This is a genomic window from Coleofasciculaceae cyanobacterium, assembly GCA_036703275.1.
GTDB lineage: Bacteria > Cyanobacteriota > Cyanobacteriia > Cyanobacteriales > Xenococcaceae > Waterburya.
Genome location: DATNPK010000060.1, coordinates 24,134 through 36,908 on the forward strand (window position 1 = coordinate 24,134; position 12,775 = coordinate 36,908).

15 protein-coding genes are annotated in these 12,775 nt (G+C 37.7%); 6 read left to right on the top strand and 9 right to left on the bottom strand.

Annotated elements, in window-relative coordinates; genetic code table 11:
• Positions 1-13: 13 nt before the first annotated feature.
• On the bottom strand, positions 14-1,351 hold the full coding sequence (locus V6C71_10510) for a DUF58 domain-containing protein (protein HEY9768910.1): 1,338 nt from the start codon (positions 1,349-1,351) through the stop codon (positions 14-16).
• Between the two features lie 399 nt (positions 1,352-1,750).
• On the opposite strand from V6C71_10510, the gene V6C71_10515 reads away from it, so the two are divergent.
• From V6C71_10515 to V6C71_10530, 4 genes are all read left to right on the top strand, one after another.
• Entirely contained in the window at positions 1,751-2,734 is a 984-nt protein-coding gene (locus V6C71_10515) for an RNA polymerase sigma factor, RpoD/SigA family (protein ID HEY9768911.1), read from the top strand.
• Positions 2,735-2,813: 79 nt separating this feature from the next.
• Positions 2,814-2,966: a hypothetical protein gene (locus tag V6C71_10520; protein ID HEY9768912.1), complete on the top strand. Its 153-nt coding sequence runs from the start codon at positions 2,814-2,816 to the stop codon at positions 2,964-2,966.
• A gap of 93 nt (positions 2,967-3,059) precedes the next feature.
• Positions 3,060-4,700 carry an aminotransferase class I/II-fold pyridoxal phosphate-dependent enzyme gene (locus V6C71_10525; protein ID HEY9768913.1) on the top strand — a complete coding sequence of 547 codons (1,641 nt, stop codon included), beginning with the start codon at positions 3,060-3,062 and terminating at the stop codon, positions 4,698-4,700.
• 403 nt (positions 4,701-5,103) lie between these two features.
• Positions 5,104-5,871 (top strand): RNA polymerase sigma factor SigF, encoded by a 768-nt coding sequence (locus V6C71_10530; GenBank protein HEY9768914.1) that lies wholly within the window; start codon positions 5,104-5,106, stop codon positions 5,869-5,871.
• Positions 5,872-6,263: 392 nt separating this feature from the next.
• Here V6C71_10530 and V6C71_10535 read toward each other — a convergent pair whose 3' ends face one another.
• The 8 genes from V6C71_10535 to V6C71_10570 all read right to left on the bottom strand — a co-directional run bounded on the left by V6C71_10535 (position 6,264) and on the right by V6C71_10570 (position 11,246).
• Positions 6,264-6,776: a YceD family protein gene (locus V6C71_10535; GenBank protein HEY9768915.1), complete on the bottom strand. Its 513-nt coding sequence runs from the start codon at positions 6,774-6,776 to the stop codon at positions 6,264-6,266.
• A gap of 57 nt (positions 6,777-6,833) precedes the next feature.
• Positions 6,834-7,322, bottom strand: coding sequence for a R3H domain-containing nucleic acid-binding protein (locus V6C71_10540; GenBank protein ID HEY9768916.1), 489 nt, complete (start codon positions 7,320-7,322; stop codon positions 6,834-6,836).
• A 24-nt stretch (positions 7,323-7,346) separates the two neighbouring features.
• Positions 7,347-8,501, bottom strand: a complete 1,155-nt coding sequence (gene yidC / locus V6C71_10545; protein ID HEY9768917.1) for a membrane protein insertase YidC — start codon at positions 8,499-8,501, stop codon at positions 7,347-7,349.
• Between the two features lie 116 nt (positions 8,502-8,617).
• On the bottom strand, positions 8,618-9,013 hold the full coding sequence (locus V6C71_10550) for a PH domain-containing protein (protein HEY9768918.1): 396 nt from the start codon (positions 9,011-9,013) through the stop codon (positions 8,618-8,620).
• Positions 9,003-9,374: a ribonuclease P protein component gene (rnpA, locus tag V6C71_10555; protein ID HEY9768919.1), complete on the bottom strand. Its 372-nt coding sequence runs from the start codon at positions 9,372-9,374 to the stop codon at positions 9,003-9,005. Before rnpA ends, V6C71_10550 begins: the two co-directional genes overlap by 11 nt.
• Positions 9,375-9,388: 14 nt before the next feature.
• Positions 9,389-9,526: a 50S ribosomal protein L34 gene (rpmH, locus tag V6C71_10560; GenBank protein HEY9768920.1), complete on the bottom strand. Its 138-nt coding sequence runs from the start codon at positions 9,524-9,526 to the stop codon at positions 9,389-9,391.
• Positions 9,527-9,610: 84 nt separating this feature from the next.
• The gene (locus V6C71_10565; GenBank protein HEY9768921.1) at positions 9,611-10,150 is read right to left on the bottom strand and encodes a DUF2808 domain-containing protein; all 540 of its coding nucleotides are present in this window, start codon (positions 10,148-10,150) and stop codon (positions 9,611-9,613) included.
• A 691-nt stretch (positions 10,151-10,841) separates the two neighbouring features.
• Complete coding sequence (locus V6C71_10570; GenBank protein ID HEY9768922.1) at positions 10,842-11,246, bottom strand: hypothetical protein; 405 nt, start codon at positions 11,244-11,246, stop codon at positions 10,842-10,844.
• A 62-nt stretch (positions 11,247-11,308) separates the two neighbouring features.
• Here V6C71_10570 and ispF point away from each other — a divergent pair, with 62 nt between their 5' ends.
• A complete protein-coding gene (gene ispF / locus V6C71_10575; GenBank protein HEY9768923.1) occupies positions 11,309-11,794 on the top strand; it encodes a 2-C-methyl-D-erythritol 2,4-cyclodiphosphate synthase in 486 nt (161 codons plus the stop codon).
• Between the two features lie 237 nt (positions 11,795-12,031).
• A complete protein-coding gene (locus V6C71_10580) occupies positions 12,032-12,772 on the top strand; it encodes a peptidylprolyl isomerase (GenBank protein ID HEY9768924.1) in 741 nt (246 codons plus the stop codon).
• The last annotated feature ends 3 nt before the right edge of the window (positions 12,773-12,775 follow it).

Genomic DNA, 12,775 nt, shown 5'->3' on the forward strand with positions numbered 1-12,775 from the left:
ATCAAATGTTTAGCTAATAATTTGATTGAATATTCATTAGTGCTGTTTGTATTTTGCCCATGGGTAATATATATAAATTTTCTACATCTAAATTGCTAAACTGTTCGTCTTCAGTCAGCAACAAAACTAAAAGCGGAATATTAGATCCTTGCAGATGTTCAACTAATTTCCTTCTCTCTTCGTCCCAACCAATCAAAATACAGATACAGCCGCTCAACATTGATGTTTTTTCAATTACCGCAGCCGTCAGGTAATCAAAAGTTTTATCCTGACAAGCCGTAACCCCCGCCAAAATTTCTAGCATTTGTTCGCTGCTGCCCAAACCTCTTCCTGAAGTAAAGCAATAGGACTCTAAGCCGACAAACATTAAATCTAATAATGATTCTTGGGTATCAAAGTCCCAGGCGAAAGATGCTGCTACAGAAACAGCTTCTTCGAGAATTTCACTTGGACTCTGAGCTGAAAAAGTATCTAAAATAAGTGCATGGCGGACAAAGTACTCGTTTTTTTCTTCTCTAACTACAGGCTTGCCTGTTTTTGCCCAGCTTTTCCAATGAATCTTACGTAGAGGATCTCCTGGACGATAATCCCGTAGAGCCACAAATTCTTCAGAGTCGCCAACGGAGAAAGCCAGACTCACGCTGCCCGATTGTGCCATTCTCGAGCCTGGTAGGTCAATCATGGGTAACTGATAACGTTGGGGTAGAACCAATAAAGACTGAGGTAAATTAATGGTTTTAGCAGCATTAAATAAATTAAACGGATCGGGGCGTAAAATACTAATTCCCGTCAGACGAATCGCACCTCTATGCGTGGGCGTAATTTCTGCTTTAATTTCCGTTGTACTTTGAGATTTCAAACTAGGTAAGGCGATCGCGCCTACCTTAGCCTTTTGTTTTTGGGAGATCGCTTTTAACCAATGAAGATAAATAAAGGTTAGAGAATTAATCGAGCCTTTCCGGCTAGCAGATTTGATGATTCGCTCAAACTCAACTAAGGTAAATTTAGGATGAGCAATTGCTTCTAAAAGTAGTAGGCCCGTCTGTATTTTTTGGCTGCGACTAGTAATAGTAATTCGATAAAATAATTTAGAACCAACGGTTGCAAATCGCGGTAAACTTCGCTGCACTTCATAATGCTCGGGGAAATGAAAGCTATATATGACCGCAATAATTAAAACCGCTAATAAAAAAGTCAAAATTTGATACGCCATAGTTTGCTTCGTATCTAAACCAATAACTACAGTCGCTACCAGACAGACTAAAATAGCCCAACCAGCAGGAGTAAAACGCTTTAGTAGCCACTGCTGTATTCTGTAGCCCAACCAAAACAGACGATAGAGAAATTTCATTTACCAAAAGTAAGTCATTCACCAAAGCACCATCTTGGCACAGGTATTTCGAGTAGCGAGTTAATTTAAAAATTTAGCTATTTCTCAGGTTTTAGTTGGCTTCTCTTCAGCTAAACCAGAGATCTTAAAGCTGACGAATACGACATTAAAAGTTCGGCAATCCACCTTTTAAATAGGTTTTTGCATAATTATTTTTGGTTCATCATAATAAGTAAGAGGCAATATTATCCTAGGCAATTAAACATTGCTTGAAGGTATTGAATTGTGGGTAGCTTAATCCCCAAAAAACTAGTTGAACCTTTGTCCCAGACTAAACGTCTAAACACACAGTCGGATTCAAATTAGAAATTAAGAAGTATCGCTGACTTTTGAAGTTTATAAGGAGTCATAACTGTATAGATGCCTAAAGCCAACATCGAAAAAACAACCCCTAAAAAAAACTACTCAGCAGATATGGTTAGAACTTATCTGCATGAAATTGGTCGGGTACCCTTGTTAACCCACGAACAAGAAATTGTCTATGGGAAGCAAGTACAGAAAATGATGATCCTGTTGACGGAAAAAGAAGAGTTAGAGAGTCAGTTAGAGACTACACTCAGCCTGAAGGAGTGGGCAAAAACTGCCCAAATGAGTGAAATTGAACTTAACAGGATTATTAGAGAAGGTCAAAGAGCCAAGAAAAAAATGATCGAGGCAAATTTGCGCTTAGTAGTGGCGATCGCCAAAAAATACCAAAAGCGCAATATGGAATTTCTCGATCTCATTCAAGAAGGTAGCCTTGGTTTAGAGAGGGGTGTAGAAAAATTCGATCCCACTAGAGGTTATAAGTTTTCTACTTATGCTTACTGGTGGATTCGTCAAGCTATCACCAGAGCGATCGCCCAACAGGCGCGTACCATTCGTTTGCCAATTCACATTACTGAAAAGCTCAATAAAATTAAAAAAACTCAACGTGAACTGGCTCAACAGCTAGGACGTAGTGCAGAAGTAGCTGAAATTGCTCAAGAATTAGGTTTAGAAACTGAACAAATTCGCGAGTACTTAAGTATTGCCCGTCAGCCAATTTCTCTAGACGTTCGAGTCGGCGACAATCAGGATACTGAGTTATCAGAATTGCTCGAAGACGATGGACTTTCTCCTGACCACTATGCAACTCAGCAGCTATTGCGTAACGATTTATACAATTTGATGGCGGATTTATCTCCCCAACAACAAGAAGTTATTTCTTTACGCTTTGGTTTAGATGATGGCAAAGAGTTGTCTTTGGCTAAGATTGGTCAAAGAATGAGCTTGAGTCGCGAACGGGTACGTCAGTTAGAACATCAGGCTCTAGCACTACTCAGAAGACGTAGAAGCTATGTTAGAGAGTATATAGCTAGCTAAATTTTCCAGATATTTTTTTCAATTACTGGCGATCTCCACTAGTTTGTTATAAATTCGATCTATTAATTTATAGATCTGTATGTTGATAACAAAAGGTGAGGTCGCCATTATATTAATATTACCAACTAAGCAATTTAAACTAACCCCTGCTGAATACTCTAGTATTTTGGTGGGGGTTCATGGCAGAATAACCATCGAGAGCGATCGTTTTGGCCTAGAAGGTGTCGGCTAGACCAGAAAATCAACGACTCGAAGGAAATTCATTCTCTGGTGGGAGTTAAATTCTCTTCAGTGAATTTTTAATTAAGTGGTGTAGGAGTAAACAATGACACTATTCAATGAAACTTTAAATGGCAAAGAAAGTAAAAACATTCCTGTCAACAGAAATGGTCAGAAAACTGCTCTTAGTGCTGCTTCTAAAGCCGAAGCAATACAGGGCTGGTTGATTGACAAACTAGCAGAAGTATTAGAGATTGAGCCAAATCAAATTGATGTTGGACAAGATTTTGAAGAATATGGTTTAGAATCGGCTGAAGCAATTAACCTGTCTGGAGATTTAGAAGACTTTCTTGGTTGTCGTCTCCCACCTACCTTACTATGGGATTACCAAAATATTGAAGATCTAGCTCAATATCTAGCCCATGGTAATTTAACTCAGATACAGGCTAATTCTAATCTAGAACTTAATTCTCCTGGGATAATTACGGATTTATCTCAAATATCTCAAATTAATCTTGTCCAAGATTATCCCCCAGAAATACCTTTAGAAAACTATAAATTTGCCGAATTTCCTGAATATAAAAAACTATTAGCCCAACAAGAACAAGTTAAAAATCTTGGTAATGGCAATCCGTTTTTTGTACCTCAAGAAACTATAGTTAACGATCGCACCACCATCAATGGTCGTGAATTGATTAATTTTGCTACTTATAACTATATTGGGATGTGTGGCGACCCTCAAGTAAATCAAGCTGCAAAGGATGCCACCGAGCTTTATGGGACTTCTGCCTGTGCTAGTCGTTTAATCTCAGGAGAAAAACCCCTCCATCGAGAACTAGAACGAGAACTTGCCAATTTTATTGGTGTAGAAGACAGCATTATTATGGTGGGTGGTCATGCTACCAACGTGACCACAATCGGTCATTTGTTTGGTAAGGATGATTTAGTTATTTATGATTCTCTAAGCCATAACAGTATTCTTCAGGGATGTTTTCTTTCTGGAGCAAGTTTAGTCGCTTTTCCTCATAATGACCTTGAAGCCTTGGAAAAAATTCTGAGCGATCGTCGTCATCGCTATCAGCGAGTTTTAATTGCGATCGAAGGAGTTTATAGCACTGATGGTGATGTAGCAAATTTACCCCCTGTTATTAAGCTTAAACAAAAGTATAAAACCTTTTTAATGGTGGATGAAGCTCATTCTATCGGCACGATTGGCAAAACTGGTCGAGGTATTAGTGAATACTATGATATTAATCCCAATGATGTCGATCTTTGGATGGGTACTCTCAGCAAATCTTTTGCTAGCTGTGGAGGCTATATTGCTGGATCTTCAGCTTTAGTTGAATATTTAAAATATACCGCCCCTGGTTTTGTATTTAGCGTTGGCATGTCTCCGCCAAATACAGCAGCATCATTAGCTGCGCTTCGCGTTCTTCAAGCAGAGCCAGAAAGAGCTACTATTCTTCAAGCGAGAGCCAAACTGTTTTTAAAATTAGCTAAAGAACAGGGTTTGGATACAGGAATAAGCCAAGATTCGCCAGTGATTCCGATTATCGTGGGGGATTCTCTTAAATCGATTCAACTATCTCAAAATTTATTTAAGAGGGGAATCAATGTTCCATTTATGATTTATCCTTCTGTACCTCAAAATGCTGCGCGATTACGATTTTTTATTACCTGCAATCATACGGTCGAGCAAATCTGCTTAACTATAAAGATTCTGGCTGAAGAGTTAAATAAACTATAGCTCGAGTCGAACTAGGTATTCTTAATTTTGCAGGGATAGTATTTGCTATTCCTGTTTTTATTTGAATTTACGTCTAATATAGATAGTTTTAACTTTAATATAATTACTATAAGTATAATAAGCAATTCCACGAAGACAAGCATTAAATCATATTATTAATGGATTCGAGAAACACAGGCTATTTTACTTAATAATTAATGTATTTATTTCGTTTAAAATAAATAGTTTATTAACTTAATTTGTTCAAAAAAAATTGAATTTACAATGCGTATTTGCTCGGATAAATAATAAAGTTTAATTGAGTTTTTCCGTAAAACAACTATGGTGTAGTTTTTTTTCTCATCAGAAAATGAGATTTAGATTCACATAAATAGATTGTTGATCTCGAAAAAACTTTATTTTTATGGCTACTCAAACTCTTAGTTATCGTTGCCTGGATTTTTTACAAAATTACCATCGCAACCCTTCATTAAAATTGCGTAATAAATTAGTTGAGTTAAACGCAGGTTTAGTTAGAAAAGTAGCTCATCAAATCTGTCGTAAATGTGCAGAACCTTATGAAGATTTAGAACAAATTGGCTATTTAGGTTTGATTAGAGCAATTGAACGTTTCGATCCACAACAGGGTTCGGCATTTAGTTCTTTTGCAATTCCTTATATTCGGGGAGAAATGCTACATTACTTGAGAGATAAAGGTAGCATGATGCGGATTCCTCGTAGATGGCAGGAACTTTATACTAAAGGCAAAAAACTACGCAAAGATTTGATTGAGAAACTAGGACGTTTGCCCCAAGATACCGAACTAGCTGCGGGTTTAGGTATTCCTTTAGAGGAATGGAGTGAGTGCCAACTAGCATTACAAAATCGCTTACCAATTAGCTTGGATGCAGCAGTCAATAATTCGCTGGATTCTTCAATTACATTTGGTGATACAATCGCCGATCCTAACTATCAAAAGCAGCGTAAATTAGAAGATGATAAACTGCAACTACAAAAAGCAATGAATCAGTTAGAAGACAAAACTAAAGCCGCAATTGAATGCGTGTTTCTTTGGGATTTACCCCGCAAAGAAGCTGCAAAACATATTGGCATTAGTCCGATGACTGTCACCAGACATTTGCACAAAGGAATTGAGCAATTAGGCGCAATGCTTGAACCCCAAGCAGCCTGAATTTAGCGCATCAAATATGAGCTTACTATAGTTAATTTTATTCAGGAAAAAATATAGATACTAATCAATTGATATATTACCTACTTTAAATTGATAAAAGTGGGAATAATATTTATAAGTATAGTTTTAACAGTCTATTTAGCAAGCATCTACATTACCAGATGCTTGTTTTTTTATTAATAGTTGTAAGTCAATTTATTATAGCGATCGCACCATTAAACATTAAACATTTATCGTTTATCATTCTGTTACTGACTATCAAAATAATCAGCAGAAGTCATTATGACTCGTGCTGATTATTTTGACTATTTTTTTTTGCTCGATAATCTGGCTGGAAATTTAGTTAAAAAAAATACTCGGCAAAATAACTTTTGCTAAGTTAATGTCACAAGTTAATCTTGGCTACTGTTTAACTGCTCTTTGAGGGCTGCCAAAGAAGACCAACGACTATCAACATAATTATCTTCCACAGTGGCCTTAATATTAGCTCCTGGACAGTTTTTACCACAGACTTTTCTCAAGGGTAAAGCCAATGATAGCTGTTCAAAAAGCCAGGCTTCGGGATCGAAGTGACCATCAGGAGGAAGGGTTTCAGACAAGTCTTCTATCGAAACTTCCCTTTCTATGGGGATGTCTTCGATGTTTTGAAGCTCAGATTCGAGCCAAATCAATTCTGAAGTATCGATCGCCAGCCGATGATTATAATGCTGCAAACAGCGATCGCAAACCAAAGTAGTAATTGTTTCTGCTTGAGAGGTTACCTCCAAAAAATTGCCTCCATGACGCACTATTATTGCTCCTTTTACGGGAACTAAGGTATCTAAACCAGTAATAGTATCATCAACAATAATTTCTGCTTGCCGTTTTGATGCTTTGAGCAGATGGGGAATATATATTGCTTCCATGGGTTTCCTGATTTTGACGCTGTACTCCGTGACGTGTTGGTGCGTCCGAAGCTATAACTATTGGGGTCGCACCACTAACCTTCTCTCTGGTTCTTGACCGCGACTTTCACTTTCCAAGCCCTCAGCATCTTGGAGTAAAGAATGTATCTGTTTCCGTTCTGCTGAAGACAAGCCTGGTATTTCTATCTCTTGACCTGTTTCCTTAACTTTATCTATCGCTTTTTGAGTCAAAGTAGCCAACTCTTGGTTACGTTTAACTCTATACCCATCCAGTTCGACTACAAAAGAACTTTGCGCTTCTTGATCGCTACCTAAGTTAAGTACTGTATTAGCAAGATATTGAATTGCATCAATGCTCTCGCCTTTATTACCAATCAGCTGCTCTTTCTGTTCTAAAGTAAAATTGCTGGCGTCAATATTTAACCAATTGGATTCGGAGTCAGTTGTTACCTTCTCAAACCCTTCCGTGTTGACTTCAGCAGCCAGACCCATTAGATCTAGTAGCTGCTCTAACCACTTTTTTCCTGAACCTAATTGACTTTCCACGATAGTTTATACAGTTTATACTTGTTAACCTGAAGTTTTTTCTTTCTTCTTAGAACGCTTGCGCTCAAACGGTAAAGCCTCTCTATTGGTTGCAGCTTCAGCTTTTTCCTGTTCTTCAAGAATTTTCTGTAAGTTGTCTGGTAAAGGCTCTCGCATCAAAAACCATGTCTGACCAGTTTGGAAAAAGTTAGCCACCACAATATACATTAGTACCCCAGCAGGTAGGGGGAAAAATAAAAACATCCCGCTAAACAACAAAGGAGTAATTTTATTAATTGCCTGTTGCTGTTCTGCACCAGCACTAGCGTTTTGCGCGCCACTCATTTGCTGGTTGACATAGATACCTACGCCGAACATCAAGACCATTGCTAAAATATCAAAGTTGATGTTGCCATTCTCGTCGGTAACGCCAACTCGACCCAGTTTCTCAATAAACAGAAATCCTGTATTAGCAGCAATGCCAGGAACTGCAACCTGAACTGTAGCATCCCCTGGTTCCAAGGCGGTGATTGTACCATCTTCGTTAATTTTTATTCTCTCAGAGCCTTTGGTAACAACTAGAGTAGGTTCAATATTGCTATTAGGATATTCTTTCAGCAAATTGTTTAAAGATTTGCCGTCGGGGGTTTGCAGCTCTACTTGAGTAGTTTCTCCCACTGCTAGCTTGCTGCCACCAGGCAACATCGCTGCAATCTTTTGATGCACTCCATCTTCAATATAAATATTTTTTGGCTTAGTAGCAAAAGGTTCAGGAGCAACACGTTCTATTTGTTCTTTAGGTAATATTTGAACATTGATATCATAAGGAGTATTAGTAAATGGCGATCCTCTCAAGGTAGCAAATAAAGCAAACAAAATTGGCATTTGCAACACTAGCGGTAAACACCCGGCAAGAGGATTACCAAACTCTTGCATTACCTTAGCTTGCTCTTCACGCTGTTTTTCTGGGTCGTTTTTATATTTTTGCTTAATCTGCTCTTGTCGCTCCTTCATCAAGGGTTGAACAATCTTCATTTTACGCATATTGCGTATCTGTCCTGCACTGAGAGGAACAACCGCCAAACGAATTACAATCGTTAGGGCGATAATCGCAAAACCATAACTCGGCACAAGTCCATAGAAAAAATCCAGGATGGGGAGCATGATGTTGTTTGAAAGGAAGCCGATACCAAAATCCATTTTCTAATCTGTCCAGCCTTTTTATAGAATAATTTTAATTTTCAACTCAGTTTAATCGATCGCCCATGAGGAAAACCGATCTAAACTGTAATTTACTAAATTTGCTATTTGTGCAACTAGTTAACTTGAATTGCTTCTAAGGGTCTACCTGTCTTAGCTGCTGCCTTTTCTGAGATATAGTCATAGATTTCTCTAAATTGAGGAACCGCGCGCATTTCTAAACGACTCTTGTCTCTTAGGGTTATCACTAAATCCCCCCATAAACCAACTCCTCGAGGAACTTTAACTATTTTAATTACTTCCGAATAAATAATATCTGTTCTTTGTGTACCTCTCCAGCCACCGATTACGCAAATACGCCTGTCTGTAATACGATAGCGCAGCCATAAAGCTCGAACGATTGCAGCGACTGTTAATGGAATGCAGATTACTGTAAACGCTAATAATATATTAAAAATCAAATCCCCTACATGGGGACCGCCTTCGTAATAGACCTCTTCTTTAATACCCATTGATTATTTTTGTTTGTTTTAATAACTCTTCTAATTCTCGCAAAAAATGTTCATATTTGCATTCTATTGCTTTTGGTTTGACCACAATCACTATTTTCCAACCTGGTCTAATCAAATGCAGGTTGGTTCTAAATACGCTTTTGATTTGTCTTTTGATTCGATTACGAACTACAGCTTTTTTGCTAACTTTCTTGCTAATTGAGATGCCAATCTTCGTTTCTGGTGAATAAATAGCGTCTGTTTTGCTCTGGGTCGAAAGAGCAATCAAGGTTAAGTGAGGACTGTAACGACGGATACCCTGTTCGTAGACAGCCCTGTAGTGTTTTCTGTTTCTTAATCTATGGGTCTTTGGCAATCCCACATTAAACAATCAAACTAAACTGATAAACGATGACGACCTTTTTTACGACGTGATTGAATCACTCTTGTGCCGTTGCTGGTACGCATACGGGTGCGGAAGCCAGACTTTCTTTTTTGTTTACGGCTAGTTCCGCCTAAAGTACGTTGAGTCACTGGTTATTTCCTCTCTAAACTTAATTGAACCTGCGAGGCAAAAAGCCACAATCCATAATTCTACTATAATTATTAAAAATTATATTATGGATTAATACTTAAAACCCAAGCACCTACTCGTTGGGGAACTGGCGCATTGATTGCTGGAACTACCTGGGCATAAAAATAATAGGTTCCGACATCTGGATTTTTAACGTTGGAAAAAACTAGCTCAACCTTTTTGGGTTCTCTAAGAGGTTCGGCAAGTTCTATTTGGACAAAGCGATTTTTTTGATCCCACACTACATTTTTCAACGGTAATGATTGGTCTTTTTTATTGTTTAATCTAACTTCAATTTTGTCAGTATCAAATTTGCCGTCAAAATAGTCTGGATAAGAAATCACAAACTGAGTTACACCGTTAGCTAATTTCTTTTTGGGAATTCTCAGACGATAGCGATCGCGATTTTCAGCTACTCCGCCAAAATCGAGATAATAATTCAAGACATCAACGTCTCTATCGCCAAAGATAACTAAGCCTGGAGTTCCCTGGGCAACAGCAATGGTATGAGCTCCAGCTATGGTGCAGGTAGCCAGAGCAACAACAGTCAATAAAGTTTTTAGGCGAGGTTTATTACGAAACATAATTATTGTATTTAAAGATTGATTACTACAAAAAGATAATTGATTTAACTTTGGCAAGATAAGTTTGACTGAAGGTGCAATACTAACGTTACCGAGTGAATGTCGCCAAACATTTTTTCGGTTCAGCCAAAAATTATTTCCAGCCTGACTAAGATCAAGGTATCAGAAAAGATGACGTAACCAAATTTTTAAGGTGCCACTTATTTAGTTGTCAAGTCAATTTATTTTATTTAGCGACTGTACTCAAACTTAGGCATAATGGAAAGCCATATAAATCGATTCAAAAATTTTTTCAGGCTCATTTTTATTAAAGAACAATTAGTAATTTGCTCCAGAATTTTAAGGCAGCATTGTCTTAAAGTATTTTTTGATTAATCTTAAATTAATAGCAATTTAAACTAAGTAAAATGCAACAGAGCAACTGGAGCAATTGAGCCAGAGTAAAGCTTGCAAGTATAGTCGAAAATGCCAACTTGAACCAAAGAGTAATAAGTAATAGTAATAATCTTGTCTATTTAAAAATAATAACCAAATAATAACTAAATATTTACATATATGTAAATATATTTGGCAATAAATTTAATTACAAAATAAAGATTTAAAAAATGTTTTTTGTCTGAAAACATTTTATTGATATTAAGTAAGCAGTGAGAGATACCCACTACTTGCTTAACAATCGAACTAAATTTAATTAAAACCTAAAGCCCAATTGACCATTGGGGCCTCTTACAGAATGATATCCGCCACCTACAACTAGACGGCTACCAACATTAAGATGAATCCCTCCTGAGTAGGCGATATTCTCATCGCCACTATAGTAACCAATGCCTAAATAGGGTGAGACAATAGGTAGGCTAATAAATGTTAGAAAATCTCCACCCGTAGCACCTTCTTCTCCTGTACCAATTTCTATTCCTGTCCCAGCAAATTTTACTCCAGCACCATAGCTAATTAGATCATCTACAGAGCCAACTGTTCCCCAAACCTCAGGTAAGATTTGACTTGAGGCAGGGGAGGTACATATTGTTGAAACACACGCAGTAACAAGGCTGGTCAAAATTGTTTGTTGAGAAATAACGCGAAGACGATTTAGCATATTTTTAATACTCCAACACTCAAAATAAATACACAATTAATCTAGGATAATTCATTCAAACAATGAACATTCGTATTGGCAATGGCTACGATATTCATCAATTAGTAGAAGGCAGATCTTTAATTTTGGGAGGAGTTAAAATTCCTCATACCTTAGGATTATTAGGACACAGCGATGCCGACGTTTTAACGCACTCGATTATGGATGCTTTATTAGGAGCTTTGGGTCTGGGAGATATTGGACATTATTTTCCCCCTAGCGATCCCAAATGGAAAGGAGCAGACAGCCTACTGTTGTTGCAACAAGTCTTGAAAATTATTCACTCTCAAGGATGGGAAATTGGCAATATAGACTCGACTATAGTTGCCGAACAACCCAAACTAAAGCCACATCTTAAACAGATGCGTTCCAGCTTAGCCGAAACATTAGCGATCGCGATCGAGCAAATCAGCATTAAGGCGACTACCAATGAAAAACTTGGTCCCATTGGTAGAGAAGAAGGGATTTGTGCCTACGCAGTAGTTTTATTGGTTGCTAAACAACAATAAATATTGTTAAATATTGTTCGATCTTGAAGCCGATCAAAAACTCTCAATGATGTGTCATTCTAGGCAAAGTAGGTTAAGTTAAAAGAGCAAATTCGAGAAAAAAGCTTAAACCAAGCTGGATTCGGAAGATAAAGCTTTAAGATTATTCAAAAAAAATTTTAACCTTAATGTTACAACTATAAAATTAATTGTAATTATTTGTATTGATTAGCCTATCGTCCCCATAACTCAAACAATATGAGTGTAGTTTTAGAAGTAGATAACCAAGTTTATACGGCAGAAGATTTAGTTCCTCTGTTGACTCAGTACCAACTGTTACCGAAACTGGCTCAAGAAATTTTAATTGATAAAGCAATTGCAGAAATTAAGTGTAGCGAAGAAGAAAATAATCTAACTTATAATCAGTTTTGCCAGCAAAATCAGCTCACCTCAGAAGAGGAGGTTCAAACCTGGTTAAACCAGCAGGGAATGAACCGTGAGCAGCTGCAAAACTTAATTACCAAAAGACTAAGAATAGACAGATACAAGCAGGAAACTTGGAGCGATCAGGTAGATGCTCATTTTATTAAGCGAAAATCTCAATTAGACCGTGTGGTTTATTCTTTGATTCGAGTAGAAAAACCAGAGGTAGCTCAAGAGCTATATTTCCGCATTAAAGATGATGAGAATACCTTCAGCGCGTTGGCAATGGAATATTCTCAAGGGTCAGAGGCTCAAACAGGCGGTTTAATCGGACCGGTAGAAATTAATGCTCCCCATCCTAAGATTGCCCGAATACTTGCTACCTGCCAGCCTGGTCAGTTAGTTCCTCCAACCCGTGTCGGAGAATGGATTGTAATTGTCAGACTGGAAAATTATCTTTCGGCAAAACTTGACGATTCGATGCGACAAAGAATGTTGGACGAACTATTTAACCGCTGGCTAAATAAAGCTATCCAGCAAAAAGTATCTTTTTTATCCAGCTCAGTCTCTTCTTAAAGC

Bases quoted from the DNA above. Each gene is read 5' to 3' on its own strand.
- V6C71_10570 (HEY9768922.1), bottom strand. From the start codon at position 11,246: ATGCTAAATCGTCTTCGCGTTATTTCTCAACAAACAATTTTGACCAGC.
- V6C71_10520 (HEY9768912.1), top strand. From the start codon at position 2,814: ATGTTGATAACAAAAGGTGAGGTCGCCATTATATTAATATTACCAACT.
- V6C71_10515 (HEY9768911.1), top strand. From the start codon at position 1,751: ATGCCTAAAGCCAACATCGAAAAAACAACCCCTAAAAAAAACTACTCA.
- ispF (HEY9768923.1), top strand. From the start codon at position 11,309: ATGAACATTCGTATTGGCAATGGCTACGATATTCATCAATTAGTAGAA.
- V6C71_10530 (HEY9768914.1), top strand. From the start codon at position 5,104: ATGGCTACTCAAACTCTTAGTTATCGTTGCCTGGATTTTTTACAAAAT.
- yidC (HEY9768917.1), bottom strand. From the start codon at position 8,501: ATGGATTTTGGTATCGGCTTCCTTTCAAACAACATCATGCTCCCCATC.
- V6C71_10565 (HEY9768921.1), bottom strand. From the start codon at position 10,150: ATGTTTCGTAATAAACCTCGCCTAAAAACTTTATTGACTGTTGTTGCT.
- V6C71_10510 (HEY9768910.1), bottom strand. From the start codon at position 1,351: ATGAAATTTCTCTATCGTCTGTTTTGGTTGGGCTACAGAATACAGCAG.
- V6C71_10580 (HEY9768924.1), top strand. From the start codon at position 12,032: ATGAGTGTAGTTTTAGAAGTAGATAACCAAGTTTATACGGCAGAAGAT.
- V6C71_10535 (HEY9768915.1), bottom strand. From the start codon at position 6,776: ATGGAAGCAATATATATTCCCCATCTGCTCAAAGCATCAAAACGGCAA.
- V6C71_10525 (HEY9768913.1), top strand. From the start codon at position 3,060: ATGACACTATTCAATGAAACTTTAAATGGCAAAGAAAGTAAAAACATT.
- V6C71_10550 (HEY9768918.1), bottom strand. From the start codon at position 9,013: ATGGGTATTAAAGAAGAGGTCTATTACGAAGGCGGTCCCCATGTAGGG.